A 26838-nucleotide genomic window follows, 5' to 3' on the forward strand; every position below is an offset into this window, starting at 1 on the left:
GTGGGCGTCGGTTCGGGGCGGACGGGGTACGGCGGCGGTCACGGATCACGTGAAGACGTGGTGGTACGGGACGTTCCACTCACTGGGCAGCCGCGGGTAGAAGGTGTTGATGACCGTCCCGGTGAAGTCCCCGCCCCAGTTGTAGGTGAGCCGGACCTCGCTGTTGGCCGTCACCGCGTGGTCCTTGAACCCGAGGATGGCGTCGGGGTGGGTGATGGGTACGAAGGTGATCCCGCCCCACGGCGTGACCGTGACGATCCAGAGCTGGGTGTCCTCGGGCGCGCCGTTCTTGCCCCGCCACTTGTCGCCCACCTTGTCCGGCAGACCGACCTGGACGGTGTCGGCTGTGCTCTTGGGGGCGTCCTGGTGGACGGTGACGCGCCTGCGCCGCGGCTTGGGCACGCCGTCGTCCCCGCGTCCGTCGTCCCCGCGTCCGTGGTCGCCGCGCCCGGCGTCGGCGCGTCCGGTGTCGGCGCCGCCCGCACCGGCCGGCCTGAGCGCGACCTCGCCCGCGGCGCTCTCGATGACGTACAGCGGCCGCTGGCCGAAGAAGCCGGCGGGGGTGACGTACCAGAGGTGGCCCTTCGCCTCCTTGGTGGCCGGGTCGAGAGCCGTGGCCAGTTGCACGCCCTTGTCGTGGCTCTCCCCGCTCAGCTCGGCGGGCCGCAGGTAACCGCCGTTGAAGGCGTGGACGAGCATGACCGGCCGGTTCTCCACCAGCGCCGCCACGATCGCGTTGTCGTAGCTGTTCACCGCCACCGGGCCGCCGACCACCAAATTGGACATCGCCGTGCGCTCTTGGGTGTACATCGCGGAAACCTCACTCGTTCTGATTACGGAGGACAACGCCTCGGACGCTCATTGCAGCGGCTTGCCATACGGCATCACCGGAATCCCGAATCACCTTCCACGAGAAGGTGTCCGAAACCAGGTAAACGACCGGAACGGAAACCCCACGTACGGCAACATCCGAGCTCACGCTACCCATGAGCCCGGCTACTAAAAAGTCATCGATCGAGTGAAGGATGCTGAAGAAAGGAAACTCCTTCGGCGTTTCGGAAGCGGTTTCCTGAAATCGATCACTCGATTGAGCGTGAGGTTCAGATATGCCTTCCCAGGCGAAGGGGGACGCGATAGTTTCGCCCACCGGAACGTGCGCACATCTCTGTTTACATTTCACCGAGCGCGGTGCGGCCGGAATTAGTCGAGGACGGGTGGATGCCTTCCAACGCGTACAGCCTGGTACAGGCCAAGCGTCAGCCGCTGACGAAGAAGAACCTGCGGGAACTCAACATCGAGCAGACCTGGCAGTCCGTCCTGGACCACCCCAACCTGGTCTACGTCGACGCCTACGGCGCGCAGCACAAACCCGTCGGGTTCTCCGTGAACAAGTCGAGCTTCGGCACCTTCCCCGGCACCGCCTTCCAGCTGGGCTGGCTCGCCTACATGAACCTCGGGGAGCCCTTGATCGAGGTGCGGGGGGACATCGGCCAGCCGCCGCCCGACACCTTCTCCTCGCGCACCTACGTCAACCGCAGCCAGACGGAAGCGATGAACTTCACCGACTCGGTCGACTTCACCGTGTCGAACGGGGTCACGTGGTCGCTCCACGGTGACGCGAAGCTCACCTTCGGCGGCAGCGTCGGAGCGTCGCTGCAGCTTCAGCTGCAGAACCAGCTCCGTCTGGACCTCCAGTCGCAGCTCGCGGCGTCCTGCCAGAACGGGACCGCCAACAAGAACGCGAACACGGTGACCAAAAAGGACAGCAAGGACAGCGTCGGCGTCGACAACGCCAACACCACCGAGACGTCCGTGAGCAGCTCCGCGACGAACTCCGCCTCGACCGGGATGACCAACTCGGTGGGGTTCACGACCACGGGCAGCGCCACCGGCAACGCATCGCTCAACGCACAGCTCGCCCTGGGCATCGCGGCCACCGTGGGCGGCTCCCTGAACACCAGTTGGGCCTCGAAGTCGCAGATCTCCGGCAAGGTGCCGGCGAACTCGCGCGTGCAGGTCTTCGTCTCGCAGCGCCGCACCCGCAAGCAGTACACCTACGAGATCCCGGTGACCTTCTCCGGACTGATCGCGGTGCGGTACGCCGTGCCGGTGGCGGTCCTGTCTCCCCCGCAGCCCGGGACATACCCCGGCCTCGAACGGATGGTCGCCCGCGACATCGGCGACATCGACCTGGCGCCCGGCGGCTTCCGCATGAAGGGACTGGCCGAGGTCGTCTCCGACCTGGAGGTCCACCACACGATGCTCGACGGCGAGAGCCTGGCCGTCAGCGAGCAGACGCTGTACAAGCAGCCCTGACCGCGCGGCGCCGCCGCCACGACGACGACCAGAGGTGACGACCATGGTGTTCGACAACGTCTTCGACTCCGCCGGAAAGGGTGCGGGGCTCTTCTCCGTGACCACCGACGGCACGAAGCCCCGACCCGGCGAGGGCGTCGACTTCGAGGACTCCGACGACGACACGTACGACGACACGAGCCCCAGCCTGTTCCACAGCGCGATCCACGGCGCCTCCTCCCGCGCGAAGATCGTGCAGGAGACCTCCCCCGAGGCGCGGGCCGTCCTGGGCTTCCTCGGCTCCTTCATCCAGACCACCCAGGCGTCCGCCGGCGCACAGGCCCAGTACGCCCAGGACCCCGGCTCGGTGACCAGGGCGGCCTCCGCCGGCATGCAGGACGCGAGCACGACGGTGACGGAGAACGGCGACCTCCAGAAGGACGAGGACCTGGAGAGCAGGCCGAAGAAGAGCGACTACACCAAGCCGCCCAAGACCCCGGACGTCCCGAAGGCCCCGAAGGCGACCGCGGAGAAGCCCGATTCCGCGTAGCGCGGCGGCGAGGGGGCGGGGACGGAAGCGTCCCCGCCCCCTCGTGCGCTACACGGGGAGCAATTGCCACTGGCGGCCCCGGTGGTCGCCCTCCGCACCGTACTGTTCGACCGCCGTACGGGCGTTGGTGTCGACCCGCAGCAGCAGACCGCTGTCGCGGTTCGCGATCTCGAACACCCGCGGGGCGTCGGTGGCCGGGCCCGCCGGGATCAGCCGCCACTGCTGGTGGTGCGCCTCACCGCCCTCGTAGGCGCGCTGTGCGACCACCGCCCCGGCCGCCTCCTGCGCTCCGGCGACCTCCAGGACCTTGCCGCTGCGCACGTTCTCGATCCGGTACAGGACCTCGTCGTCCTCCTGGCCCACCGCGATCAGCCGCCACCGCTGGTGGTTCCTGGGGGTGGTGAGGTCCTGGTAGACCTCGGCGCCGTCCTTGAGGGACTCCCGCCGCACACCCATGCGGAGCCTGCTGCGGACGTTGGCCCAGGAGACCACCGCGCCCGAGTCGGGCAGTCCGGCCAGCCTCTCCGAAGTGATCTTCCGGATCCGGTTGTTGAGGTGGTCGGCGATATAGAGGGTGTCGACGCAGTCCACGGCGAGCCCGTTCGGCTCGTTCAGCTGGGCCGAGGCCGCCGGGCCGCCGTCACCGCCGGACCCCCCGGTGCCCGTGCCGGCGACCGTGCTGATCGTCCCGTCCGCCGAGACCTTTCGGACCCGCTGGTTCTTGGCGTCGGCGATGTAGAGGGCTCCGGTGCTGTCGAGGGCGAGCCCTTGGGGACGGTGCAGCTGGGCCGAGGTCGCCGGGCCGCCGTCACCGCCGAACCCTGCGACGCCCGTACCGGCGACCGTGCCGATCGTCCCGTCCGCCGAGATCTTCCGGACCCGGTGATTGCTGGCATCGGCGATGTAGAGGGCACCGGCACCGTCCACCACCATCGCGTACGGAGCCCGCAGATGGGCCTTGACGGCGGGGCCGCCGTCGCCTCCGTAACTCGCGGCGCCCGTCCCCGCGATCGTGCTGATCTTCCCGTCGGTCGTGATCTTCCGGATCCGGTCGTTGCCCCACTCGGCGACGTAGAGGACACCGGAACGGTCCACCACCACCCCCAGCGGCTTGTTCAGCTGGGCCGATGTCGCCGGTCCGCCGTCGCCCCTGAACCCCGCGACGCCCGTGCCGGCGACCGTGGTGATCGTCCCGTCCGCCGCGACCTTCCGGATCCGGTGGTTCTCGTCGTCGGCGATGAAGAGGTTGCCGTCGCCGTCCACCGCCACCGCACGCGGCCGGTTCAACTGGGCCGCCACGGCGGGACCGTTGTCGCCCCGGCTGCCCGCGACACCGGTCCCCGCGACCGTACTGATCTTCCCGTCGGAGGTGATCTTCCGAACCCGGTTGTTGCTCTGGTCGGAGAAGTACAGGGCGCCGGCGCTGTCCACCGCGATCCCGTACGGGCGGTTCAACTGGGCCGAAACAGCCGGTTCACCGTCCCCCTTGAACCCTGCGGCCCCGGTCCCCGCGACCGTGCCGATCCGAGGGGTGAAGTCCCCCTCGCCTGTGGTCGCCGCCTGGGGAGTGCTCATCGTCATCCCTTCACCGTTCACCGACCGCCCATTACGGAAGGTTGTGTAACGATTCCAGAAAGTCACAGGAGTGTCGGCTTGGCAAGATCACTTCCGAGTGGTCTTCACGGAGCGCGTTGACAGGCCACCGAACCGGCGGCGGGCCGCCGCCCCACGCGAAGGCTCCCGGCCCCGGCTCGGCGGCCACCTGGTTGAGCAGCCCGACCCGGTCCAGCTCGATCAGGCCCTCGGGTTTATCGGAGCGTCAGGAATCCGGACGTCGGAGACGCAGGCGCTCACGCCCGCACCTCAACGACAGAGCGCCCCGCCCGGTCGAAACCGGTCGGGGCGCTTCACCGCAGGTCAGGGGGCTTCCCCTGCCCTGCTGTCGGTAGGCCGTGTGGGACTCGAACCCACAACCAACGGATTAAAAGTCCGCTGCTCTGCCAATTGAGCTAACGGCCCTCGGGAGTGCCACCCCTGAGCATAGCCCCAAGGTGTCCGGCAGCCGATCGGGTATCGGGTGAACGGATCATGTGGCGGCCTGGTGGGAGGTGGGGTGGGCCGGGGTGGGTGCTGACGAGGCGACAGGGCCCGTCCCCGGGGTGGGGGCGGGCCCTGTCGTCAGTGGCGCCGGGCCGGGGCGGGGCCGGTCCGGCGGCTCACCGGGTGTCAGCCGTTGCGCTTCCAGCGGGGCTTGTCGTCGCGGCGGCCGAAGGAGGAGCCGGAGGCCGAGCCGCCGCGGTGGTCGTCACGGCGGCCGTAGGGGCGCTCGTGGCCGCCGGAGCGGAAGCCGCCGCCGGCCGGGCGGTCGCCCTGGCGGTCGCGGTTGAACGGACGGTCGCCGGCCGGGCGGTGGTCGCGACGGTCGCGGTTGAACGGGCGGTCGCCGCCACGGTCGTCCCGACGGTCGCGGTTGAAGGAGGGACGGTCACCGCGGTCGTTGCGGTCGTCGCGGCGGAAACCGGGGCGGTCGTCACGGCGGTCGCGGTTGAACGGGCGGTCGCCACCACGGTCGTCACGACGGAAGGAGGGGCGGTCGTTCCGGTCGTCCCGGCGGAAGCCCGGACGGTCGTCACGGTCGCGGTTGAAGGGGCGGTCACCGCGGTCGTTGCGGTCGTCACGACGGAAACCGGGGCGGTCGTCGCGGCGGTCGCGGTTGAACGGGCGGTCGCCACCACGGTCGTCACGACGGAACGAGGGGCGGTCACCGCCACGGTCGTCGCGGCGGTCGCGGTTGAACGGACGGTCGTCGCGGTCCCGGCGGTCGAAGTTGCCGCGGTCGTCCCGGCGGGCGGGGCGGTTGTCGCGCTGCTCCGGCAGGGAGACCGCGGCGGCCTCCTCGGCCTTGGCCTCGGCGCGCAGATCGGCCTCGGCGGCCTCGGCCACCTCGGCGACGGCGGCCTCCGGGTCCTCGCCGCGCTCGCGGGCGGCGCGGGCCACCAGGCGGTCGGCCTCCTCGCGGAGCTCGCCGGCCCGGCGCTGGAGGCGCTCCAGCTCACGGGTGAGGTCGGCGACCTCGCGCTCGGCCTGCTTGGCGGCGTTGCTCGCGGAGTCGGCCTGCACCTCGGTCAGCGACCGGGCGCCGGTGATCTCGGCCACCTCGGGGTCGAACGCCCCGGCGCCGCCCACGATGTGGCGCGAGGCGTCCACGCCCGCGTCCTCCATCAGGCGGAAGATCTGGCGGCGCTGGTGCGGCAGGGCCAGGGAGACCACGACACCGGAGCGGCCGGCGCGGGCGGTACGGCCCGAGCGGTGCAGGTAGTCCTTGTGGTCGCCGGCCGGGTCGACGTTCAGCACCAGGTCGATGCCGTCGACGTGGATACCGCGGGCGGCGACGTCGGTGGCGACCAGCGCGTTGACGTAGCCGTCCTTGAAGTCGGCCAGGGTGCGGGTGCGGGCGCCCTGGGTCATGCCGCCGTGCAGCGCGTCGGCCTTCACACCCGCGTCGCGCAGCTGCTCGGCGATGCGGTCGGCGCCCAGCTGGGTGCGGACGAAGATGATGGTGCGGCCCTTGCGGGCGGCGATGGCGGCGGTGACCGGGGCCTTGTCCTTGGGCTTCACGACCAGGACGTGGTGGGTCATGGTGGTGACCGCGCCGGCGGACGGGTCCACCTCGTGGGTCACCGGGTTCACCAGGTACCGCTTGACCAGGGTGTCGATCTCGTTCTCCAGCGTGGCGGAGAAGAGCAGGCGCTGACCGCCCGTCGGAACCTGGTCCAGCAGCTCGGTGACCTCGGGCAGGAAGCCCAGGTCGGCCATCTGGTCGGCCTCGTCGAGGACGGCGACCTGGACCGCCTCCAGCGAGCAGGCGCCGCGGTTGATGACGTCCCGCAGCCGGCCCGGGGTGGCGACCAGGATGTCGACGCCGCGCTCCAGCGCGTAGATCTGGTTGCCCATCGACGTACCGCCGCAGACGACCTTCATCTTCAGGCCGAGCACGTCGCCGTACGGCTGGAGGGCGTCCGCGACCTGCATGGCCAGCTCACGGGTGGGGGTGAGGATGACGCCGCGGGGCTTCTTCTTCTCGGTGTGGCCGCCGGCCAGGGTGGCGAGCAGCGGCAGACCGAAGGAGAGGGTCTTGCCGGAGCCGGTGCGGCCGCGGCCCAGGATGTCCTTGCCGGCCAGGGCGTCCGGGATGGTCGCGGCCTGGATCGGGAACGGGGTGGTCACGCCGTTCTGCGCGAGCTTGCGGACGACGCCCTCGGGCAGACCCAGGTCGGCGAAGGTGGTCTCCGGCTCGGCCGGGGCCTCCTCGGTCTCGGAGGCGGCCTCGGCGGTGACGACGGAGGCGTCCACGGCGTCGGTCTCGTCGGAGACGGCGGTCTCGGAGGCGGGAGCGTCGGAGACGGCGGCGGTCTCGACGACGGCTACGGCCTCGACGGTCTGCTCGGCCTGCTCGTTCTCGGGCACGACGACGTGGTCAGTTCGGGAAATGGACATGCGAAATGCGAAACCTTCCGGAGTCTCGGCACGCGCCCGTCAACTCCGTGTTTTCGCTGCTTCGCGATTAACGACCGCCTCGATGCGGTCAGCCACGGCAAGGGAGAGTACGCGCCACACGCGGCGCTCTCGGTGACGGCGCCGGGCAAAGGGGAACATGGGATCAAACGATCTACCACCATACGCACCCTCCCCCGCCCGACGCAAACCGGTGCACAGCGGCCTCGCCCCGACCGGACCCCATCACGCCAGCTCAGGCGGGGGTGGACGGCCGCCTGCCGCGCCGCTGTGGTCAAGCTCACGCCGGTGAGACCTGCGGGGATGCGTCCGGTTCGTCGGCGAACAGCAGCCCCTCGGGGGCGTCCAGGGCGCGGGTCCGGCTGCCCTCGGCGTCCGGGGAGGGGGACGGCGTGTCGGTCGGGGTGGGCTCCGGCTCGGTCGTCGGGGTGGGGGTGGGCTCCGGCTCCGGGGGTGGCGTGGTCTCCGGGGCGGTCGGCTGCGGGGTGGGTGCCCCGGGGCCGCCGGTGTCGCCCCCTCCCGTACCGCCGCCGCTGTCGCCGCCGCCGCGGGTCGGCGAGGGCTTCGGCTGGGGGGCGGCGGGGCCCGCCCCGGGCCGGGCGTCGTCCTTGGCCGGGGCGCGACCGGGCGGCCGGTCGGCGGCGCGGGCGGGCTCGCGGGAGGCCTTCCCGTCCGCCTCCTTCAGATCCGGCGCACCGTCCGGGCGGTGGCCGGTACGCACCTGGTGCCCGCCGACCGGGGCGTCCGGTCCGCCGTCCGGCACGGCCTCCGCGGCCCCCGACGGCCCGGCCGAACGGGCGGGCGCGGGGCGCGCGCTCTCGTCGGTCACGCTCATGCAGCCGCTGAGGGAGCCTGCGGAGGCCGCGACCGCCACAGCGGTGACGGCCCATCGGACGGTGGCGGACAGTTGGCGCACGAGGGCTCCTCCAGGCGGGGGCGGGGGGGCGGGGACAGGGGTGTGCACCCTGCCCAACTCCCGAGCCCCGCCGAGGACACGCCCGGCGCGGGACCGACGGGCCGTCGCCGATCCCGTACGGCCCGTCCCGGCGTACGGACAAAGCCCCGTACGCCGGTCAGCCGTAGCCGAGTTCGTGCAGGCGGGCGTCGTCGATACCGAAGTGGTGGGCGATCTCGTGCACCACCGTGACCTCCGTCTCGGCGACCACGTCCTCCCGGGAGTCGCACATACGCAGCACGGGTCCCCGGTAGATGGTGATCCGGTCCGGCAGCACTCCCGCGTACCACTCGCCCCGGTCGGTCAGCGGGGTCCCCTCGTACAGGCCCAGCAGATCGGGGTCGTCCGGGGCCGGCTCGTCCTCCACGAACACGGCGACGTTGTCCATCAGGCGGGTGAGCTCCGGCGGGATGCGGTCCAGCGCCTCGGCGACCAGTTCCTCGAACTCCTCACGCGTCATCTCCAGCACGCCGCCATTGTCCCGGATGGCCCCGCATGGCGGTCGGAGCGTCTGGGCATACGCCGCCCATGGCCCGACCCCCGTCCCCGCGTGCCTCCTATGACCGCGCCCTGCGGCACTACCGGTCGCGGCGCACCGAACCCGTGTCCACGCTGGTCCACACCCCTCACCCGTATGTACGAGCTCTCGGACTGGTGGCGGTGGTGCTGCTCGGCGCCTGGCTCGGGCTGCTGGTGGTGGGCAGTGTGCGGGCGCCGGTGGGGCCGATGGACACCAGCATGACGCTGCGCCCGTCGGTCTCCGGCGGGACGAAGATCAACGTCTCGCCGCTGGGCGCGCTGGAGCTGGACTCGCACACCGCGCCGCTGCGGCTGGACGTGGACGTGGACCAGCTCGATCCGGTCCGCGCGCAGGCGCTGGTCTCCCATCCGGAGCGGATCAGCGGCCTCCAGGACGAGATCAGCCGGGATGTCACCAGCGGCACCCGGGAGCTGGCGGTGCGGTCGATCGTGGCGGTGGTCTCCGGCGCCACCGCGCTGGGCCTGGTGGTCTACCGGCGGCCGCGCCGGGCGCTGGCGGCGGGCGGGCTGGCGCTGGTGCTGCTGGGCGCGGCCGGCGGTACGGCGTACGCGACATGGAACCCGAAGTCGGTACTGGAGCCGCGCTTCTCGGGGCTGCTCAGCTCGGCGCCGTCGGTGGTGGGCAACGCCCGCTCCATCGTGAGTGAGTTCGACGTCTACCAGAAGGAGCTGGCGACCCTGGTCACCAATGTGACCAAGCTGTACGACGCGGCGTCCACGCTGCCGACGTACCAGCCTGACCCGGGGACCATGCGGGTGCTCCAGGTCTCCGACATCCATCTCAACCCGGCGGCCTGGGAGATCATCCGCTCGCTGGTGGAGCAGTACAAGATCGACGTGATCATCGACTCCGGCGACACCATGGACCACGGTACGGCGGCGGAGAACGGCTTCCTGGACCCGGCGGCCGACCTGGGCGCCCCGTATGTCTGGGTGCGCGGCAACCACGACTCGGCGGCCACCCAGAAGTACCTGGAGCAGCTGAAGGGCGACGTCCATGTGCTGGACGAGGGCCGGGCGGTGTCGGTCGGCGGGCTGCGGATCGCCGGTATCGGGGACCCACAGTTCACCCCGGACCGCTCGGTGGTGGCGGCCGGTGACGACGAGGAACGGGTGGCGGGCGCCCGGCTGGCCGGAGCGCTGAAGGCCCAGCGGGAGGCGGGCACCCCGGTGGACATCGCGGTCGCCCACAACCCGGTGGCCGCGCGGGAGACCGACGGGCAGGTGCCGCTGGTGCTGGCCGGGCATGTGCATCGGCGCCACACCGAGGTGCTGCCGGGCGGCACCCGGCTGAAGATCGAGGGCTCGGCGGGCGGCGGCGGGCTGCGCGCGGTGCAGAACGAGAAGCCGGAGCAGGTGCGCGCCTCGGTGCTCTATCTGGACCGGGACAGCCACCACCTCCAGGCCTGGGACGAGATCACCCTGGGCGGACTGGGCCTGACCACCGCCGAGGTCAGCCGCCATCTGCCGGAGGACAACCAGCCGGGCGGCACCGAACCGCCGCCGAGCCCGCCCGCCATCCCCGCGGGCCCCTCCGCCGCGGCCCCGGACGCCGTCCCCCCGGGCGCCCCGGTCCGGCCGACCCCGTCCCCCTTCTCCTCCGCCTCCTCCCCTCCCCCGCCCTCCTCGCCGTCTCCCTGAACCGTTTTGCCGACCGGCCGCCCCATCCCATATGCTTCTCACGTCCCCGACGCGCTGCGAAGCGCCCAGGCGGGCCCTTAGCCCTCATCGTCTAGTGGCCCAGGACGCCGCCCTTTCAAGGCGGTAGCACGGGTTCGAATCCCGTTGGGGGCACGCATCACCATGTGCGAGACTTGTTTTCGCGCACATGCTTGGTCCTGTGGAGCAGTTTGGAGTGCTCGCCACCCTGTCAAGGTGGAGGCCGCGGGTTCAAATCCCGTCAGGACCGCTGATGTTTCACGTGAAACATCGTGGCTGGGTAGCTCAGTTGGTACGAGCGATCGCCTGAAAAGCGATAGGTCGCCGGTTCGATCCCGGCCCCAGCCACCGCAGCCCATCAGGGCAGACGGCCCCACCGAGGAGACTCGGTGGGGCCGTTCTCGTTGTCGCACGCACCGACGGTCAAGCCGGCGGCTAATCGGAGCGGGCGACGCTCAGCGCGGTGTCGCGATGGGCGTCGTGCTCGGCCAGCCGGGCCACCAGGGAGGCGCGGACGTCCCGGTAGGTGTCCTCGCCCAGGGGCAGCCGCAGCGGCACCTCCCCGCTGTCGACCAGGTCGAGCACCGCGCGGACGATCTTGTCGGGGTCGTTGGGGAGCGGGAAGTCCCCGGCGGCGAGGGCGCGCCGCACCTCGCCGGCCGGGCTCGCCGCGTACTCCGGCATCTCCGGTGCGGTGGCCAGCGCCCCGGCGAAGCCGGTCGGCGTCGCCCCCGGCTGCACGATGGTCAGCCCGATCCCGAACGGCGCGATCTCCCGCGCCGCCGTCTCACAGAAGCCCTCCACGCCCCACTTGGCCGCGTGGTAGTAGCCGAAGCTGGGATAGGTGGTCTGCCCGCCGGCGGTCGAGATCTGCACGATCCGCCCGTGCCCCTGGGCGCGCAGATGCGGCAGCGCGGCCCGGACCACATGGATGGAGCCGAGCAGATTGGTCTCCACGATGTCGCGGATCTGCTCGTCCGTCGCCTCCTCCACCGAGGCGGAGATGCCGCGCCCCGCGTTGTTGACCACCACGTCCACGGTGCCCAGCTCCCGGAAGGCGCGGTCCACGACCTCGCGGACCCGCGCGGCGTCGGTGACATCCATCCGGGCCACCCAGAGCCGATCGTCGAAACGCTCGACGAGATCGTCCAGGGCCTCGGGGCGGCGCAGTGTGGCCGCGACCCGGTCACCGCGTTCCAGCGCCTGCTCGGTCAGCAGCCGCCCGAACCCCGATGACGTACCGGTGATGAACCATGTCCTGGCCATGAGGGCCCCTCGGTCGAAGTGCCTGTGCCGGCCCCACCGGCTCGCGGGCCGGCGGTTCGGGCACCGTCCTGGCCAGTGTGGACCGCCGGTCGTCGGTCCGCTCGGCTACGTCCGGGTACGGTCCCGGCCGCGCCAGCCGCGCACGCCGAGGGTGATGGCGGCGACCGCGACCACGGCGAGGAGCAGGGCCCAGTCGGGGACGGCGCCGCCGAGGGCGGAGGCCCACTCCTCCACCGCGTAGGAGTCGTCCACCGAGAGCAGGCCCGGCAGCGCGGTGGCACCGTCGAAGACCAGGAAGAGCGTGCCGAGCAGGATGAAGAAGAGGCCGGAGAGGGCGGAGGTGGAGTGCAGCCGGAGCCGTCCCAGCCGCACCTCCCGGCCGCGCAGCCAGCGGCGTCCGCCCAGGTCGTAGCGCTGCCAGAGGAGAGCGAGCACGAAGAGCGGGACGGCCATCCCGGCGGCGTAGACGGCGAGCAGCAGGCCGCCGTAGACCGGGCTGCCGCCCAGCGCGGCCACCGTCAGGACGCTGCCGAGGATCGGGCCCGCGCAGAAGCCGGCCAGGCCGTAGACCATGCCCAGGGCGTAGACGGAGAGCGCGGTGGTGGGGCGGATGCGGCCGCTCGCCTCGGCCAGCCGGCGGGAGGCGAAGCCCAGGCCGAGGAGTTGTCCGGCGCCCAGCGCGATGATCAGCCAGCCGCCGGCGGTGACCAGCAGCTCCCGGTGGCCGTAGAAGAGGCGCCCGGCCGCCGACCCGGCCGCGCCCAGCGGGACCAGGGTGGTGGCCAGGCCCGCGTAGAAGACGGCGGTACGGGCGAGCAGCCGGGTGCGGGTGTCGATGGAGTACGCGAAGAACGCCGGGAGCAGCAGCGCGCTGCATGGGCTGAGCAGGGCGAGCAGACCGCCGAGGAAGGCGGCCAGATAGCCGATATCCGTCATCGGCCGGCCGCCGGGTCAAAGGACGCCGGGCCAGAGGTCGCCGCCGATCCGGACTTCTCCGCGGTCCCCGGACCGGACTTTGTGGCGGCCGCCGCCTCGATCGCCTGGGTGAAGGCCTCCAGTGGCTGGGCGCCCGCGAGGGGGCGGCCGTTGACCAGGAAGGACGGGGTGGAGGATGCCCCCAGTTCGTAACCCTGCCGCTGGTCCGCCGCCACCGCGTCACGGGCCGCCTTGCCGTCCAGGTCCCGGACGAAGCGCTCCAGGTCCCGGACGCCGGACTCCCGGGCCAGCTCGGTGACCCGCTCCTGGGAGAAGCCCTTCTCCTTGGCGCCCTTGGCGTACGCGGCCCGGTGGAACTCATGGAAGCGGCCCTGTCGGCCGGCCGCCCAGGAGGCGCGCGCGGCCCGCTCGGAGTCCTCGCCGAAGATCGGGAAGTTGCGCCACTCGATGCGCAGCACCCCCTCGTCCACATAGCGGCGGATCAGCTCCGGCTCGGTGTCCCGGGCGAACTTGCCGCAGTAGCCGCACTGGTAGTCGGCGTACTCGATCATCACGACCGGCGCGTCCGCGCGCCCCACGGCGAGCGGATCACGGGCCTCGCGCCGGGCGTAGGCCTCCAGTTCGGGGTAGATCCCGGACTCGGCACCGGTGTCGGGCTCGGACGCGGACGCCGAGCCGGTGGGCGCGGGTGCGGAGGGGGCGGGGGCGGCGGTGGCCTCGCGGTCGGCGGGCTTGGTGGCGGTGTACGAGGCGAAGCCGAGCAGCAGGGCCGCGGCGGCGACCCCGGCCCCGATCAGATACGGCCGCCGGGAGGAGGGGGCGGAAGAGGGAGAGGAAGAAGAGGAGGAGGGCATGGCGGGCTCCTGGCGTACGGGGCGGGCGCCTCGCACGACGGACGAAAGGGATGTTACGGGCACGGGAGGGTGGAGGTGTGCCCGGCTATACCCGGAGGACCGCCAGCTCCACCGGGGTCGGGCCGACCAGCTCCGGCGGCCCCCGTTCGGCGCGGACCCGGGCGGCGGTCTGCGACTGGGCGGCCCAGCCGGGGGTCACCGCGCGGGCGGCCGCCGAGAGGTGCGGGAGGTCGGCCAGCGGGGAGCCCGAGCGCGGCGGCACCGCGGGCAGCCGGACCGCCCGGTCGTCGCCGGAGTCATGGCACCCGGGGCTGCCGGCGGGCTCTGCCGCCAGGATCTCGGTCGCCAGGGCCTCAGCCGGCGGGATCTCAGCCGCCGGGACGGAGGGGGCGGACGCGTGCGAGGACACGGCCGCCACTGCCGCATGCCCCGCGATGTGCCCCGCCCCCGCCGCGTACGGGCCGCAGAGCAGCAGCGCTCCCAGGAGCAGCGCGAGGGCGGCCGCGAGGCGGCGGCACCGGGCGGCGGCCGAGGCCATACGGTGCACCACCTTGGATGAGGGAGGGGGAGGTCGCGCGGAGGCGCGGTCCGGAGAAAGGGTACGGGGAAACCGGCTCGCCACCGCGCGGGCCCGGGTGAGATCCTGGGTCAGGTATGTCTACTTCCCTCGCCGACCTCCAGACCCTGCTGGCCGAGGTGTCGCTGCGCGACGCGCACCGGCTCGGCCGCCGTCTGGAAGGCGCCCGCCGCATCCGCAAGCCCGAGGCACGGCAGGCCGTGCTGGACGAGATCGCCGCCGAGGCCGGCAAGTCCGCCGCGCGTACGGCCGAGCGGGCCGCGCGGGTGCCGGAGGTGTCGTACCCGGAAGCGCTGCCGGTCAGCCAGAAGAAGGACGACATCCTGGCCGCGATACGCGACCACCAGGTGGTGATCGTCGCCGGTGAGACCGGGTCCGGCAAGACGACCCAGATCCCCAAGATCTGCCTGGAGCTGGGGCGCGGGGTGCGGGGCATGATCGGCCACACCCAGCCGCGCCGGATCGCCGCCCGTACGGTGGCCGAGCGGGTGGCGGACGAGCTGAACACCCCGCTGGGCTCGGCGGTCGGCTGGAAGGTGCGGTTCACCGACCAGGTCGACCCGGGCGCCACCTTCGTCAAGCTGATGACGGACGGCATCCTGCTCGCCGAGATCCAGACCGACCGCGAGCTGCGCGCCTACGACACGATCATCATCGACGAGGCGCACGAGCGGTCGCTGAACATCGACTTCCTCCTCGGATATCTGGCGCAGCTGCTGCCGAAGCGGCCGGATCTGAAGGTGGTCATCACCTCGGCGACCATCGACCCGGAGCGGTTCTCCCGGCACTTCGGGGACGCCCCGATCGTGGAGGTCTCCGGCCGGACGTATCCGGTGGAGGTGCGCTACCGGCCGCTCCTGGAGGACGACTCCGAGGAGTCCGACCGGGACCAGATCACCGCGATCTGCGAGGCGGTGGACGAGCTGGCCGCCGAGGGCCCCGGGGACGTCCTGGTCTTCCTCTCCGGTGAGCGGGAGATCCGCGACACCGCCGACGCGCTCGGCAAGCGCAAGCTGCGGAACACCGAGGTGCTGCCGCTGTACGCGCGGCTGTCGCACGCCGAGCAGCACCGGGTGTTCCAGGCGCACTCCGGGCGCCGGATCGTGCTGGCGACCAATGTGGCCGAGACCTCGCTGACGGTGCCGGGCATCAAGTACGTGATCGACCCGGGCACCGCCCGGATCTCCCGCTACAGCCACCGCACCAAGGTGCAGCGGCTGCCGATCGAGAAGGTCAGCCAGGCCAGCGCCAACCAGCGCAAGGGCCGTTGCGGCCGCACCTCGGACGGCATCTGCATCCGGCTGTACGACGAGGACGACTTCCTCACCCGGCCGGAGTTCACCGACGCCGAGATCCTGCGTACCAACCTCGCCTCGGTCATCCTCCAGATGACGGCCGCCGGGCTCGGCGACATCGAGAAGTTCCCCTTCATCGACCCGCCGGACCACCGCAACATCCGCGACGGTGTGCAGCTGCTCCAGGAGCTGGGCGCGATCGACCCGGCGGAGAAGGATCCGAAGCGGAGACTCACCCCGTCGGGGCGGAAGCTGGCCCAGCTGCCGGTGGACCCCCGGCTGGCCCGGATGGTGCTGGAGGCCGACAAGAACGGCTGCGTCCGCGAGGTGATGGTGATCGCCGCCGCGCTCTCCATCCAGGACCCGCGCGAGCGCCCGGTGGAGAAGCAGGCCCAGGCCGACCAGCAGCACGCCCGCTTCAAGGACGAGGCCTCCGACTTCTCGGCCTTCCTGAACCTCTGGCGTTATCTGCGGGAGCAGCAGAAGGAGCTGTCCTCCTCCGCCTTCCGCCGGATGTGCAAGGCGGAGTACCTCAACTACCTGCGCATCCGCGAGTGGCAGGACATCTATTCGCAGCTGCGTACGGTCGCCAAGCAGATGGGCATCCAGCTGAACGAGGCGGGTGCCCCGGAGGACCGCGTCCATATCTCGCTGCTGGCCGGGCTGCTCTCGCACGTCGGCGTCAAGGACGTGAAGGAGGGCGGAAGCACCGGTAAGGAGGGGCAGAAGACCTCACGCGGCGGCGAGTACCTGGGGGCGCGCAGCGCCAAGTTCGCGGTCTTCCCGGGCTCGGCGCTGTTCCGCAAGCAGCCCCGGGTGCTGATGTCGGCCGAGCTGGTGGAGACCTCCCGGCTCTGGGCCCGGGTCAACGCGAAGATCGAGCCCGAGTGGATCGAGCCGCTGGCCCAGCACCTGGTCAAGCGCACCTACAGCGAGCCGCACTGGGAGAAGGACCAGGCGGCTGTGATGGCCTACGAGAAGGTCACCCTCTACGGGGTGCCGATCGTCGCCCAGCGCAAGGTCAACTACGGCCGGATCGACCCCGAGGCCAGCCGGGAGCTGTTCATCCGCAACGCCCTGGTGGAGGGCGACTGGCGCACCCACCACAAGTTCTTCGCCGACAACCGCCGGCTGCTCACCGAGGTCGAGGAGCTGGAGCACCGGGCCCGGCGCCGGGACATCCTGGTCGACGACGAGACCCTGTTCGACTTCTACGACCAGCGGATCCCCGAACACGTCGTCTCCGGCGCGCACTTCGACTCCTGGTGGAAGCACAAGCGGCACGAGGCGCCCGAGTGGCTCGACTTCGAGCGCGAGATGCTGGTCAACGAGAAGGCGGGCGCGGTCACCAAGGCCGACTATCCCGACTCCTGGCGGCAGGGCGCGCTGAAGTTCAAGGTCACCTACCAGTTCGAGCCGGGCGCGGACGCCGACGGTGTCACCGTGCACATCCCGCTCCAGGTGCTCAACCAGGTCACCGGTGAGGGCTTCGACTGGCAGATCCCGGGGCTCCGCGAGGAGGTCGTCATCGAGCTGATCCGCTCGCTGCCCAAGCCGATCCGCCGCCACTACGTCCCGGCGCCCAACTACGCCAAGGCGTTCCTGGACCGGGCCGTCCCGGTGCAGGAGCCGCTGGACGGGGCGCTGGCCCGGGAGTTGCAGCGGATGGTGGGCGTCCCGGTGCACGCCGAGGACTTCGACTGGGGCCGGGTCCCCGGGCATCTGAAGATCACCTTCCGGATCACCGACGAGCGGCGCCGCAAGCTGGCCGAGGACAAGGACCTGGAGGCGCTCAAGCTCCAGCTGCGCCCCAAGGCCCGCCAGGCCCTGTCCCAGGCCGCCAAGGCCGCCACCGCGGGCCCCGAGGGCACCGGGCCGTCCCTGGAGCGCACCGGGCTCACCGAGTGGACCATCGGTGCCCTGACCAAGGTCTTCGAGACCCGGCGGGCCGGCCAGCCGGTCAAGGCGTACCCGGCGCTGGTGGACGACGGCGCCACCGTCTCCGTACGCCTCTTCGACACCGAGGCCGAGCAGCAGCGGGCCATGTGGCGCGGCACCCGCAAGCTGATCATGCTCAACATCCCGGTGAACCCGGCGAAGTTCGCCGCCGACAAGCTGGGCAACCAGCAGAAGCTGGCGCTGTCCGCCAACCCGCACGGCTCGGTGCAGGCCCTCTTCGAGGACTGCGCCACCGCCGCCGCGGACCGGCTGATCGCCGAGCACGGCGGCCCGGCGTGGGACGAGGAGTCCTTCCGCAAGCTGTACGACGCGGTCCGCGCCGACCTGGTGGACCTCACCGTCCGCACGGTGGACCAGGTGCGGCAGGTGCTCGCCGCCTGGCAGGCCTGCGAGCGCCGGCTGAAGGCCACCACCTCCCCGGCGCTGCTGCGCAATGTCCAGGACGTACGGCAGCAGCTGGACGCCCTCGTCCCGGCCGGCTTCGTCACCGCCACCGGGCTGCGGCGGCTGCCGGACCTGATGCGCTACCTGGTGGCGGTGGACCGCCGGCTCCAGCAGATGCCGACCTCCGTCCAGCGGGACACCACCCGGATGGAGAAGGTGCACGAGATGCAAGACGAGTACGCCTGGCTGCTGGAGCAGCTGCCGAAGGGCCGGCCGGTGCCGCAGGAGGTACGGGACATCCGCTGGATGATCGAGGAGCTGCGGGTCAGCTACTTCGCCCACGCCCTGGGCACCGCGCACCCGGTCTCCGACAAGCGGATCATCAAGGCGATCGACGCCCTGGCCCCCTGACGGGGGCCCCGGTGGGGGGTGGCCCGGGGGCGGCTTCGACGCGGGTTCGACGCACCCCCTGAGCTGGGGTACAGTTACTTCGCAGCCGCCCGCCAAGGCGGCGACACCAAGGTCCTGTGGAGCAGTTGGTCAGCTCGCCACCCTGTCAAGGTGGAGGTCGCGGGTTCAAGTCCCGTCAGGATCGCCGTAGATGAGAAGGGCCCGTATCCCCCCCCGGGGGACACGGGCCCTTCTCGCTTGCCCGGATGCGCGCGGCCTTGACGGAGTCAACTGCCCTCGGTACGCAGACAGCGGGGGACACGGGGGTCCCGTACCGGAGGTGACGCGCATGGCGGCGGCATCCACAGTGAGGCATGAGACCAGGGCGCTGCTGCGCGCCCATCTCGCGGCGGCGTCCGTGTACCGGCATCTGACCCGTCAGTGCGCCGTCTGCCACCGCCTGCTGGCGCTCGCCCTGGAGGCGGGGGACGAGTGGAACGACGAGCAGCAGTCGCCACCCGTCGAGGCCGTCCGAAGCGGTGAGAGCCCCGACAGGAGCGCCACGAGCCCCGATCGCAGCGCCGCGAGCCCGGGGCGGACGCAAGAGGCCCCGACAGCCCAGAAGGCGGGCCAGGAGGCGACCCCGCAGTCGGCACCCGAGGCGGCCTCTTCCGAGGCCCGGGGCGGGGCCGAGCAGCCCCCTCCCGCCGTGTGACGCACGTCACTTAAGTGGTTTTGCCCACGGCTTTACTTAACCCCTCCCTACAACACACCCATTTAATATGTGCAATTGCACGGTACAGAGGCGCCGGAAGCGGACACAAAAAGATCGCACCGGACCAGGCGGAGTCCGGTGCGATCTGAAGGCGACGGGCCCGTTGGGGCGGGCCGAGGCCGGTGGAGCCAGGGTGGGCCGTGGCGGGTTGGGGGACCCGGTCAGACCCGGTTCATCGGGGTGTTCAGGCCTCGCTGCGCTGCTGCGGAATGCCCGCCAGCAGGGCGCGCACCTCCGCCTCGCGGTAGCGGCGGTGCCCGCCCAGGGTGCGGATGGACGTGAGCTTGCCCGCCTTTGCCCAGCGGGTGACCGTCTTCGGGTCCACGCGGAACATCGTGGCTACCTCAGCGGGGGTCAGCAGCGGCTCGGCATCAGGGGTGCGAGCGGTCATGAGCGGCCTCCTCGGGAGAACCGAACCATCTCGGTTCTTTCCTCTAAATTCTGCACCTTGACCCGCGTTGCCCGAAATGGCGGACGCGGGCCGAGTCGGTTATAGGACGAACGGCTTGTCCTCGGCACTACAACTACACCATCTGTCCAGCCACGTTCGGCCAAACCGACGGAATTGCCCTCTCAGGTGTTCATCAGCCACGGAAGCCGATGGACCATGCCATAACGGACAGTCACGTCACAGTGACGACCAGTCACAGAGCGATCAGGAGCCACACAGACCCCCCATAGCGTGCAATGCTGAAGCCTTCCGCCCATAGCGGGCGGAAGGAGCCCTCCCCGGACTCCTTGTCCTATTTTGGCATGAGGTCGGGCGATGGGCGCAAGAGCGCGTTACGTGCTGTCCATCACGCTTGACACCGGCTTGACACAAAAGCCCGGATCGGGACCAAGGTCCCGCCGATGTCAAGAGCCGCGGTCAGTTGGCGTGCTGGAGGTTGCGCACCGCGCGCCAGCGCTCCGCCAGCCGCTCGTAGACCGCCCCCGCGGTCTCGGTGTCCCCGGCCCGCAGCGCCACGATGCCCTGGGCCACATCCGCCGCCGAGCGGTCCTCGGCGAGCTGCTCCGGGGTGAGGGCGTGCACCAGCCCGCCGTAGTCCAGCTCCACCAGCGAGCGCGGGTGGAACTCCTCCAGCCAGCGCCCCACGTCCACCAGCCCGTCGATGAGCGGGCCCTCGTCCTCCGCGTCCCGCAGCGCCTTCAGCGTCCGGGCCACCCGACGGCGGGCCTCCACCATCGGGGTGCGGTAGCGCAGCCGCGGCCCACCGCCCTCCGCACCCTCCTCCTGGCCGCCCTCCTCCTGGCCGGCCGGGACGTACTCCCGCTCCTTGTCCGAGAAGAGCGTGAACCAGCGCACCGGCACCTGCCAGACCGCGGTCCGGATCCACGGCCGCGCGTCCGGGTTGATCTTCCGCCAGCGCTCGTAGTCGCCGGCCGCCTGGGCGCGCACCACCGGTGGCAGCGCCGCGTCCAGCAGCGGGGGCGGCAGCAGCGCCGGCAGCTCCGCCAGCGCCAGCCAGCCGCGCAGCCGGGTCCGCCACGGGCAGACGCACACCACCCCGTCCAGCTCGGCCGTGAAGGCGTCGGCGCTCTCGTGCACCGGCACGGCCACCGGCGGCACCGGCAGCAGGTCCGCCAGCGACCTGCGCAGCTCGTCCTGGGCGGTGGGGGCCGTCCCCCGGCGGGCGTACGCCTCCCAGTGCGCCCGCTCGGGCTCCGGGAAGGCCGCCAGCGGCTCGTAGACCCGCAGATAGGCGGCGTACGGGACGGGGACGGAGGAGGGCGCCGACATGCGCCGAATCCTTCCACGCCGGGGGTCCCGGGCGCCCCGGGGTCCTTCCGGGGTACTCCGAGAGAGGCCGATCTCCGGCACGGGGGCCGAGCTACGCCCAGGTAGCACTTACCCTCTTGCCCAACAGGTCCTCCCCACCCGTTGGAGGGCCAGGTCCTCCCCACCCGCAGGAGGACCGCTCCACCGCCTCGAACTTGGGAGTCACCACCGTGACCGCTGTGACCGGCGATCCTGTCGACGTACTGCAGACCCTGTTCCGCTCGGAGCAGGGAGGCCACGAACAGGTCGTCCTCTGCCAGGACCGCGCCTCCGGCCTCAAGGCCGTCATCGCCCTCCACTCCACCGCCCTGGGCCCCGCCCTCGGCGGCACCCGCTTCTACCCGTACGCCTCCGAGGCCGAGGCCGTCGCCGACGCGCTCAACCTGGCCCGCGGCATGTCGTACAAGAACGCCCTCGCCGGCCTGGAGCACGGCGGCGGCAAGGCCGTGATCATCGGCGACCCGGAGCTGATCAAGACCGAGGAGCTGCTGCTCGCCTACGGGCGGTTCGTGGCCTCGCTCGGCGGCCGGTACGTCACCGCCTGCGACGTCGGCACCTATGTGGCCGACATGGACGTGGTGGCCCGCGAGAACCGCTGGACCACCGGCCGCTCCCCCGAGAACGGCGGCGCCGGCGACTCCTCGGTCCTCACCGCGTACGGGGTCTTCCAGGGCATGCGCGCCTCCGCCCAGCATCTGTGGGGCGACCCGACCCTCCAGGGCCGCAAGGTCGGTGTGGCGGGGGTCGGCAAGGTCGGCCACCACCTGGTGGAGCACCTGCTCAGCGACGGCGCCGAGGTCATCGTCACCGATGTCCGCGAGGAGTCGGTACGCCGGATCACCGAGAAGTTCCCGCAGGTCACCGTGGCTCTGGACACCGAGGCGCTGATCCGCGTCCCGGGCCTGGACATCTACGCGCCCTGCGCGCTGGGCGGCGCCCTGAACGACGAGACGGTGCCGGTGCTGACGGCCAGGGTGGTGTGCGGCGCGGCCAACAACCAGCTCGCCCACCCGGGTGTGGAGAAGGACATCGCGGACCGCGGCATCCTCTACGCGCCGGACTACGTGGTGAACGCCGGCGGGGTCATCCAGGTGGCCGACGAGCTGAACGGCTTCGACTTCGACCGCTGCAAGGCGAAGGCGTCGAAGATCTTCGACACCACGCTGGCGATCTTCGCACGTGCGAAGGAAGACGGCATCCCGCCGGCCGCCGCGGCCGACCGGATCGCCGAGCAGCGGATGGCCGACGCCCGGGACGCCCGGAAGACCGCCCCGGCGGCGCTCTGACTCCGACGTGATCCGGTGAGGGGTGGTCACCCACTACGGTGGGTGACCGCCCGGACGCGGGTGCGAACGCAATGTTTCGGCCATCTGAACGGACGGCGGGCTTGCCTGGTTCGTGTCATGACCCCGGCCCGCCGGCCGGGATCGGCCGGGGTCGCGTAAACAAAAGAGACCAGGCTCACGGTGGACGGCGGGTCGTACCGCGGGAAGAGGTTAAAATCGCAGCTGACCAGCGGGGACGGGGCGCCTCGCCGGTCGTGCTCCGGGGCGCGTGATGCGGGCGGCGTACCGTATGCGCGCGGAAGCAGGTACCGTTGAAGCCCTACGGGTCGGTCTCTCTGCGGAGAGTCCGCCTCGATTCATGAACGCGTGTCAAGACTCTGGGGCCGTCGAGCCCCGTCACCGAGGGGGTCGAGCCATGGGGCGCGGCCGGGCCAAGGCCAAGCAGACGAAGGTCGCCCGCCAGCTGAAGTACAACAGCGGCGGGACGGACCTCTCCCGCCTGGCCAACGAGCTGGGCGCACAACCTTCGAGTCAGCCGCCGAACGGCGAACCGTTCGAGGATGACGACGAGGAAGACGACCCGTACGCCCGCTACGCGGAGTTGTACAACGACGACGACGAGGACGAGGACGACCAGTCCGGCCCGTCGTCGCAGCAGCGTCGCGGCGCTTGACGCCTGCGTCTTTCGAAACCGGTCCGGGGCCCTGCCTCGGACCGGTTTCTGCGCTGTGCACAGCCTTCGCTGTGGTCAGCTCGCGTAGTCGCCGGTCAGCTCGGCACCCTCGGCGCGGTCGCCGCGCTCGGTGATCTCACCGGCGACCCAGGCGTCCAGGCCCCGGTCGGCGAGGGTGGTCAGGGCCGCGTCGACCGAGTCGGCGGGGACCACGGCCATCATGCCGACGCCCATGTTGAGGGTCTTCTCCAGCTCCAGCCGCTCCACCCGACCGGCGGTGCCGACCAGGTCGAAGATCGCGCCGGGGGCCCAGGTCGAGCGGTCGACAGCGGCGTGCAGCCCGTCCGGGATCACCCGGGCGAGGTTGGCGGCCAGACCGCCGCCGGTGATGTGGCTGAAGGCGTGCACCTCGGTGGTACGGGTCAGCGCCAGGCAGTCCAGGGAGTAGATCCGGGTGGGTTCGAGGAGCTCCTCGCCGAGGGTCCGGCCCAGCTCCTCGACGCGGGTCTCCAGGCTCATCCCGGCCCGGTCGAACAGCACATGCCGGACCAGCGAGTACCCGTTGGAGTGAAGGCCGGAGGAGGCCATGGCGATGACCGCGTCCCCCGTACGGATGCGCTCGGGGCCGAGCAGCCGGTCGGCCTCGACCACGCCGGTGCCGGCGCCGGCCACGTCGAAGTCGTCCTCACCGAGCAGGCCCGGGTGCTCGGCGGTCTCGCCGCCGACCAGGGCGCAGCCCGCCAGCACACAGCCCTCGGCGATGCCCTTGACGATGGCGGCCACCCGCTCGGGGTGGACCTTGCCGACGCAGATGTAGTCGGTCATGAACAGCGGCTCGGCGCCGCAGACCACGATGTCGTCCATGACCATGGCGACCAGGTCGTGGCCGATGGTGTCGTAGACGCCGAGGCGGCGGGCGATGTCCACCTTGGTGCCCACGCCGTCGGTGGCGGAGGCCAGCAGCGGCCGCTCGTACCGCTTGAGGGCGGAGGCGTCGAAGAGGCCGGCGAAGCCGCCGATGCCGCCGAGGACCTCGGGGCGCCGGGTCTTCTTCACCCACTCCTTCATCAGCTCGACGGCACGGTCGCCGGCTTCGATGTCGACGCCCGCGCTCGCGTAGGAGGCGCCGCCTGCGGCACTGGTGGCCTGGGAGGACATGGCTGCGGAACTTTCGTGTGGGAGGTGGCCCAGGGCCCGGCGCGGTCGCTCGGGCCCGGGCACGGGGATCAGGGGCGGCGCAGGGCGTCGGTCGCCGCGGTGGCGGCCGGGCCCGCGGCCAGCTCGGTCTCCAGCAGCTGCTTGCCGAGCAGCTCCGGGTCGGGCAGCTCCATCGGGTACTCGCCGTCGAAGCAGGCGCGGCAGAGCTTCGGCTTGTCGATGGTGGTGGCCTCGATCATGCCGTCGATGGAGATGTACGACAGGGAGTCGGCGCCCAGCGAGGTGCCGATCTCGTCCACGGTCATGCCGTTGGCGATCAGTTCGGCGCGGGTGGCGAAGTCGATGCCGAAGAAGCAGGGCCACTTCACCGGCGGGGAGGAGATCCGGATGTGGACCTCGGCGGCGCCGGCCTCGCGGAGCATCCGCACCAGGGCGCGCTGGGTGTTGCCGCGGACGATGGAGTCGTCCACCACGACCAGCCGCTTGCCCTTGATGACTTCCTTGAGCGGGTTGAGCTTGAGGCGGATGCCGAGCTGGCGGATGGTCTGCGAGGGCTGGATGAAGGTCCGGCCGACGTAGGCGTTCTTGACCAGTCCGGCGCCGAACGGGATGCCGCTGGCCTCCGCGTAGCCGATGGCGGCGGGGGTGCCGGACTCCGGGGTCGCTATCACCAGGTCGGCCTCGGCCGGGGCCTCCTTGGCGAGGCGGCGGCCCATTTCGACGCGCGAGAGGTAGACGTTCCGCCCGGCGATGTCGGTGTCGGGGCGGGCCAGGTACACGTACTCGAAGACACAGCCCTTGGGCTTCGCTTCCGCGAATCGGGAGGTGCGGATGCCGTTCTCGTCGATGGCGATCATCTCGCCGGGCTCGACCTCGCGGACATACGCGGCGCCGCAGATGTCCAGGGCGGCGGACTCCGAGGCGACCACCCAGCCGCGCTCCAGCCGGCCGAGCACCAGCGGGCGGATGCCCTGCGGGTCGCGGGCGGCGTAGAGGGTGTGCTCGTCCATGAAGACGAGGGAGAAGGCGCCCCGGACCTCGGGGAGGACCTTCGCGGCGGCCTGCTCGACGGTGAGCGGCTTGCCGTCCTCGTCGACCTGCCCGGCCAGCAGGGCCGTGACCAGGTCGGTGTCGTTGGTGGCCGCCACCTGGGTGGCGCGGCCGTCCTGCTTGGGGAGGTCGGCGACCATCTCGGCGAGCTGGGCCGTGTTGACCAGGTTGCCGTTGTGGCCGAGCGCGATGGAGCCGTGGGCGGTGGCCCGGAACGTCGGCTGCGCGTTCTCCCACACGGAGGCACCGGTGGTCGAGTAGCGGGCGTGGCCCACCGCGATATGGCCCTGGAGGGAGCCGAGAGAGGTTTCGTCGAAGACCTGGGAGACCAGGCCCATGTCCTTGAAGACAAGGATCTGTGAGCCGTTGCCGACCGCGATTCCCGCGGATTCCTGGCCTCGGTGTTGGAGGGCGTAGAGCCCGAAGTACGTCAGCTTTGCGACCTCTTCACCTGGGGCCCAGACTCCGAAGACGCCGCAGGCGTCCTGGGGACCCTTCTCGCCGGGAAGCAGATCGTGATTGAGTCGACCGTCACCACGTGGCACGCCACCGAGTGTAGGCGAGATCGACCACTGGTCCGAATTGGGGACGGGGTACGGGGCACCCCCGCGGAACCCCCGCCACCGCTCCCGCCCCGCTGAACAGGCCCGTTGCCCCGCCCGGGCCCACCGCCGGGTGTGACGGACCTCGCAGCGGGGGCGGTCGCCGCGGGTCACGGCGGGTGCCGGCGCGGGGTGCGCGGACCCGGCGCCCCGGGCCCGACGCGGGCCCCGACGGGCGCCGGCACCGAGCCGGAAGTACGGGTCCCGGCGGCCGCCGGTGGATGTCTCGTCGGGGCGGTGGCCGCGAGTGCCTCGGGGCAGGAGCGACCGCCCGTACCGAGCCGGCGGCCCCGATGCCCCAGGCCCCGGGGCGGGCCCACCGGCGGATGCCGGTACGGGGCCGTCGGACCCGGCGCCCCGGGCCGCGTAGCGGGCCGCGCGAACGACCGGTACGGAGGCCGGCCGCCCGCACCGGCGGTCGGCCTCCAGGTCTCCTCAGGCCTCCTCGCGTCTTACCTGAGCGCCCTACTTGGCGGCGGCCGCCTGGGCGGTGAAGCCGGTCCCGTCGGTGGCGGTGACGGTCAGCGTGCGGTTCTCGACCTCGTAGGTGGCCTTGCCGCCCTCCAGGGTCTTGGCCAGCGCGCGCTCCAGCTCCATCTCCGGGTTGGCACACAGCTTGCGGGTGCTGGTGACCCGGTCGAAGGTCAGCGTGGCGCCGGACTTCTTCACCGTGGTGGAGAAGCTGTTGCAGCCCAGGTTGCCGCGGAGCGAGCCGTCCTTGCCGAAGACCATGGTGGCCTTGGCCTCGGTGCCCTGGGGCAGGGAGGCGGTGGTCTCGCCCTTGACCAGGGACTCCACCGTCCAGTCGGTGCCCTCCAGCGGGGTCGCCGGCTGCTCGGCGAGCCGGATCGTCTTGCCGTCCGCGCCGGTGAGGGTGAGGGCGCCGCCCTTCTCGCTCTTCGCGGTGAGCTTGCCGGTGAACGCGTCGGAGAGCGCCGCCTCGAAGTCCGAGGCCGGGCCGGGACAGGCCTTCTCCGTGCTGGTGGGCTCGGAGACGGTGACCGTGTCGCCCTTCACCTCGGCCTTGGCGCTGAAGCCGTTGCAGCCGAGGGAGCCGGAGGCCCGCCCCTTCTCGATGGTGAGATGGGCGCCCTCGGCGGGCGGGCCGCTCTTCTTGCCGTCCACCGTCACGCTCTGCACCGCCCAGTGGACGCCGGCCACCTTGGGCGCGGGCGCGGGCTGCACCGAGCCGCTGCCCGTACCGCCGCCCTCGGTTCCGCAGGCGGCCGCGGTGAGGGCCAGCAGCGGGACGAGCGCCGCGGCGGCGCGTGCCGTGACGTGCTTCTTCTTCGCTTGCGCAGTCGTGTTCCGCATGCCGTTGTGACGGACGCCATCGCGT

Annotated in this window: 21 protein-coding genes and 5 tRNA genes; 11 read left to right on the top strand and 15 right to left on the bottom strand. The window is 71.7% G+C overall.

The window, feature by feature from the left end:
- Positions 1 to 45: 45 nt before the first annotated feature.
- Positions 46 to 810 carry a hypothetical protein gene (locus tag ABZ945_RS19410; RefSeq protein ID WP_361270805.1) on the bottom strand — a complete coding sequence of 255 codons (765 nt, stop codon included), beginning with the start codon at positions 808 to 810 and terminating at the stop codon, positions 46 to 48.
- Positions 811 to 1218: 408 nt separating this feature from the next.
- Between ABZ945_RS19410 and ABZ945_RS19415 the strand changes: the two genes are divergently transcribed.
- Together ABZ945_RS19415 and ABZ945_RS19420 are read left to right on the top strand one after the other, a co-directional pair.
- Positions 1219 to 2316, top strand: coding sequence for a hypothetical protein (locus tag ABZ945_RS19415; protein ID WP_361270808.1), 1098 nt, complete (start codon positions 1219 to 1221; stop codon positions 2314 to 2316).
- 43 nt (positions 2317 to 2359) lie between these two features.
- A complete protein-coding gene (locus ABZ945_RS19420) occupies positions 2360 to 2845 on the top strand; it encodes a hypothetical protein (RefSeq protein ID WP_361270811.1) in 486 nt (161 codons plus the stop codon).
- Positions 2846 to 2893: 48 nt separating this feature from the next.
- On the opposite strand, the gene ABZ945_RS19425 is transcribed toward ABZ945_RS19420, so the two are convergent.
- From ABZ945_RS19425 to ABZ945_RS19445, 5 genes are all read right to left on the bottom strand, one after another.
- Positions 2894 to 4420 (bottom strand): RICIN domain-containing protein, encoded by a 1527-nt coding sequence (locus tag ABZ945_RS19425; RefSeq protein WP_361270813.1) that lies wholly within the window; start codon positions 4418 to 4420, stop codon positions 2894 to 2896.
- A 371-nt stretch (positions 4421 to 4791) separates the two neighbouring features.
- Positions 4792 to 4864, bottom strand: a tRNA-Lys gene (locus ABZ945_RS19430).
- A 207-nt stretch (positions 4865 to 5071) separates the two neighbouring features.
- Positions 5072 to 7342, bottom strand: coding sequence for a DEAD/DEAH box helicase (locus ABZ945_RS19435; protein WP_361270816.1), 2271 nt, complete (start codon positions 7340 to 7342; stop codon positions 5072 to 5074).
- A 298-nt stretch (positions 7343 to 7640) separates the two neighbouring features.
- The gene (locus ABZ945_RS19440) at positions 7641 to 8276 is read right to left on the bottom strand and encodes a hypothetical protein (protein ID WP_361270819.1); all 636 of its coding nucleotides are present in this window, start codon (positions 8274 to 8276) and stop codon (positions 7641 to 7643) included.
- Positions 8277 to 8433: 157 nt separating this feature from the next.
- Entirely contained in the window at positions 8434 to 8784 is a 351-nt protein-coding gene (locus ABZ945_RS19445; protein WP_248631647.1) for a metallopeptidase family protein, read from the bottom strand.
- Between the two features lie 59 nt (positions 8785 to 8843).
- On the opposite strand from ABZ945_RS19445, the gene ABZ945_RS19450 reads away from it, so the two are divergent.
- The 4 genes from ABZ945_RS19450 to ABZ945_RS19465 all read left to right on the top strand — a co-directional run bounded on the left by ABZ945_RS19450 (position 8844) and on the right by ABZ945_RS19465 (position 10862).
- Positions 8844 to 10496: a metallophosphoesterase gene (locus ABZ945_RS19450; protein WP_361270822.1), complete on the top strand. Its 1653-nt coding sequence runs from the start codon at positions 8844 to 8846 to the stop codon at positions 10494 to 10496.
- A gap of 80 nt (positions 10497 to 10576) precedes the next feature.
- A tRNA-Glu gene (locus ABZ945_RS19455) sits at positions 10577 to 10649 on the top strand.
- Positions 10650 to 10689: 40 nt separating this feature from the next.
- Positions 10690 to 10764: transfer RNA gene (locus ABZ945_RS19460), tRNA-Asp, on the top strand.
- A 24-nt stretch (positions 10765 to 10788) separates the two neighbouring features.
- A tRNA-Phe gene (locus ABZ945_RS19465) sits at positions 10789 to 10862 on the top strand.
- Positions 10863 to 10949: 87 nt separating this feature from the next.
- On the opposite strand, the gene ABZ945_RS19470 is transcribed toward ABZ945_RS19465, so the two are convergent.
- From ABZ945_RS19470 to ABZ945_RS19485, 4 genes are all read right to left on the bottom strand, one after another.
- On the bottom strand, positions 10950 to 11780 hold the full coding sequence (locus tag ABZ945_RS19470; RefSeq protein WP_361270825.1) for an SDR family oxidoreductase: 831 nt from the start codon (positions 11778 to 11780) through the stop codon (positions 10950 to 10952).
- 105 nt (positions 11781 to 11885) lie between these two features.
- Positions 11886 to 12716, bottom strand: coding sequence for a cytochrome c biogenesis CcdA family protein (locus ABZ945_RS19475; RefSeq protein ID WP_361270827.1), 831 nt, complete (start codon positions 12714 to 12716; stop codon positions 11886 to 11888).
- On the bottom strand, positions 12713 to 13570 hold the full coding sequence (locus tag ABZ945_RS19480; protein WP_361270830.1) for a thioredoxin domain-containing protein: 858 nt from the start codon (positions 13568 to 13570) through the stop codon (positions 12713 to 12715). Before ABZ945_RS19480 ends, ABZ945_RS19475 begins: the two co-directional genes overlap by 4 nt.
- 85 nt (positions 13571 to 13655) lie before the next feature.
- Positions 13656 to 14108 carry a hypothetical protein gene (locus tag ABZ945_RS19485; protein ID WP_361270833.1) on the bottom strand — a complete coding sequence of 151 codons (453 nt, stop codon included), beginning with the start codon at positions 14106 to 14108 and terminating at the stop codon, positions 13656 to 13658.
- 116 nt (positions 14109 to 14224) lie between these two features.
- Between ABZ945_RS19485 and hrpA the strand changes: the two genes are divergently transcribed.
- The 3 genes from hrpA to ABZ945_RS19500 all read left to right on the top strand — a co-directional run bounded on the left by hrpA (position 14225) and on the right by ABZ945_RS19500 (position 18890).
- The gene (gene hrpA / locus ABZ945_RS19490; protein ID WP_361270836.1) at positions 14225 to 18196 is read left to right on the top strand and encodes an ATP-dependent RNA helicase HrpA; all 3972 of its coding nucleotides are present in this window, start codon (positions 14225 to 14227) and stop codon (positions 18194 to 18196) included.
- Positions 18197 to 18306: 110 nt separating this feature from the next.
- Positions 18307 to 18380, top strand: a tRNA-Asp gene (locus ABZ945_RS19495).
- A gap of 144 nt (positions 18381 to 18524) precedes the next feature.
- Positions 18525 to 18890, top strand: coding sequence for a DUF6274 family protein (locus ABZ945_RS19500; protein ID WP_361270839.1), 366 nt, complete (start codon positions 18525 to 18527; stop codon positions 18888 to 18890).
- Positions 18891 to 19134: 244 nt separating this feature from the next.
- On the opposite strand, the gene bldC is transcribed toward ABZ945_RS19500, so the two are convergent.
- Together bldC and ABZ945_RS19510 are read right to left on the bottom strand one after the other, a co-directional pair.
- A complete protein-coding gene (bldC, locus tag ABZ945_RS19505; RefSeq protein ID WP_003949541.1) occupies positions 19135 to 19341 on the bottom strand; it encodes a developmental transcriptional regulator BldC in 207 nt (68 codons plus the stop codon).
- A gap of 477 nt (positions 19342 to 19818) precedes the next feature.
- Positions 19819 to 20691 carry a hypothetical protein gene (locus ABZ945_RS19510; protein WP_361270842.1) on the bottom strand — a complete coding sequence of 291 codons (873 nt, stop codon included), beginning with the start codon at positions 20689 to 20691 and terminating at the stop codon, positions 19819 to 19821.
- Between the two features lie 209 nt (positions 20692 to 20900).
- Between ABZ945_RS19510 and ABZ945_RS19515 the strand changes: the two genes are divergently transcribed.
- Together ABZ945_RS19515 and ABZ945_RS19520 are read left to right on the top strand one after the other, a co-directional pair.
- Positions 20901 to 22016, top strand: a complete 1116-nt coding sequence (locus ABZ945_RS19515) for a Glu/Leu/Phe/Val dehydrogenase dimerization domain-containing protein (protein WP_361270845.1) — start codon at positions 20901 to 20903, stop codon at positions 22014 to 22016.
- A 415-nt stretch (positions 22017 to 22431) separates the two neighbouring features.
- Complete coding sequence (locus tag ABZ945_RS19520; RefSeq protein ID WP_361270848.1) at positions 22432 to 22689, top strand: DUF3073 domain-containing protein; 258 nt, start codon at positions 22432 to 22434, stop codon at positions 22687 to 22689.
- Between the two features lie 75 nt (positions 22690 to 22764).
- On the opposite strand, the gene purM is transcribed toward ABZ945_RS19520, so the two are convergent.
- The 3 genes from purM to ABZ945_RS19535 form a co-directional block, all read right to left on the bottom strand.
- Positions 22765 to 23847 (bottom strand): phosphoribosylformylglycinamidine cyclo-ligase, encoded by a 1083-nt coding sequence (gene purM, locus ABZ945_RS19525; protein WP_361270851.1) that lies wholly within the window; start codon positions 23845 to 23847, stop codon positions 22765 to 22767.
- A gap of 68 nt (positions 23848 to 23915) precedes the next feature.
- The gene (gene purF, locus ABZ945_RS19530; protein ID WP_248631635.1) at positions 23916 to 25442 is read right to left on the bottom strand and encodes an amidophosphoribosyltransferase; all 1527 of its coding nucleotides are present in this window, start codon (positions 25440 to 25442) and stop codon (positions 23916 to 23918) included.
- Positions 25443 to 25964: 522 nt separating this feature from the next.
- Entirely contained in the window at positions 25965 to 26813 is an 849-nt protein-coding gene (locus ABZ945_RS19535) for an META domain-containing protein (protein WP_361270855.1), read from the bottom strand.
- Between the last annotated feature and the right edge of the window lie 25 nt (positions 26814 to 26838).

The organism is Streptomyces sp. NPDC046887, from assembly GCF_040644755.1.
GTDB lineage: Bacteria > Actinomycetota > Actinomycetes > Streptomycetales > Streptomycetaceae > Streptomyces > Streptomyces lichenis.

Excerpts from the sequence above, each read along its gene's own strand:
- ABZ945_RS19470 (WP_361270825.1), bottom strand. The coding sequence starts at position 11,780 with ATGGCCAGGACATGGTTCATCACCGGTACGTCATCGGGGTTCGGGCGG.
- ABZ945_RS19510 (WP_361270842.1), bottom strand. The coding sequence starts at position 20,691 with ATGTCGGCGCCCTCCTCCGTCCCCGTCCCGTACGCCGCCTATCTGCGG.
- ABZ945_RS19480 (WP_361270830.1), bottom strand. The coding sequence starts at position 13,570 with ATGCCCTCCTCCTCTTCTTCCTCTCCCTCTTCCGCCCCCTCCTCCCGG.
- ABZ945_RS19535 (WP_361270855.1), bottom strand. The coding sequence starts at position 26,813 with ATGCGGAACACGACTGCGCAAGCGAAGAAGAAGCACGTCACGGCACGC.
- ABZ945_RS19425 (WP_361270813.1), bottom strand. The coding sequence starts at position 4,420 with ATGAGCACTCCCCAGGCGGCGACCACAGGCGAGGGGGACTTCACCCCT.
- ABZ945_RS19450 (WP_361270822.1), top strand. The coding sequence starts at position 8,844 with ATGGCCCGACCCCCGTCCCCGCGTGCCTCCTATGACCGCGCCCTGCGG.
- ABZ945_RS19475 (WP_361270827.1), bottom strand. The coding sequence starts at position 12,716 with ATGACGGATATCGGCTATCTGGCCGCCTTCCTCGGCGGTCTGCTCGCC.
- bldC (WP_003949541.1), bottom strand. The coding sequence starts at position 19,341 with ATGACCGCTCGCACCCCTGATGCCGAGCCGCTGCTGACCCCCGCTGAG.
- ABZ945_RS19520 (WP_361270848.1), top strand. The coding sequence starts at position 22,432 with ATGGGGCGCGGCCGGGCCAAGGCCAAGCAGACGAAGGTCGCCCGCCAG.
- ABZ945_RS19435 (WP_361270816.1), bottom strand. The coding sequence starts at position 7,342 with ATGTCCATTTCCCGAACTGACCACGTCGTCGTGCCCGAGAACGAGCAG.
- ABZ945_RS19485 (WP_361270833.1), bottom strand. The coding sequence starts at position 14,108 with ATGGCCTCGGCCGCCGCCCGGTGCCGCCGCCTCGCGGCCGCCCTCGCG.
- ABZ945_RS19420 (WP_361270811.1), top strand. The coding sequence starts at position 2,360 with ATGGTGTTCGACAACGTCTTCGACTCCGCCGGAAAGGGTGCGGGGCTC.
- ABZ945_RS19415 (WP_361270808.1), top strand. The coding sequence starts at position 1,219 with ATGCCTTCCAACGCGTACAGCCTGGTACAGGCCAAGCGTCAGCCGCTG.
- hrpA (WP_361270836.1), top strand. The coding sequence starts at position 14,225 with ATGTCTACTTCCCTCGCCGACCTCCAGACCCTGCTGGCCGAGGTGTCG.
- purM (WP_361270851.1), bottom strand. The coding sequence starts at position 23,847 with ATGTCCTCCCAGGCCACCAGTGCCGCAGGCGGCGCCTCCTACGCGAGC.
- ABZ945_RS19500 (WP_361270839.1), top strand. The coding sequence starts at position 18,525 with ATGGCGGCGGCATCCACAGTGAGGCATGAGACCAGGGCGCTGCTGCGC.
- ABZ945_RS19410 (WP_361270805.1), bottom strand. The coding sequence starts at position 810 with ATGTACACCCAAGAGCGCACGGCGATGTCCAATTTGGTGGTCGGCGGC.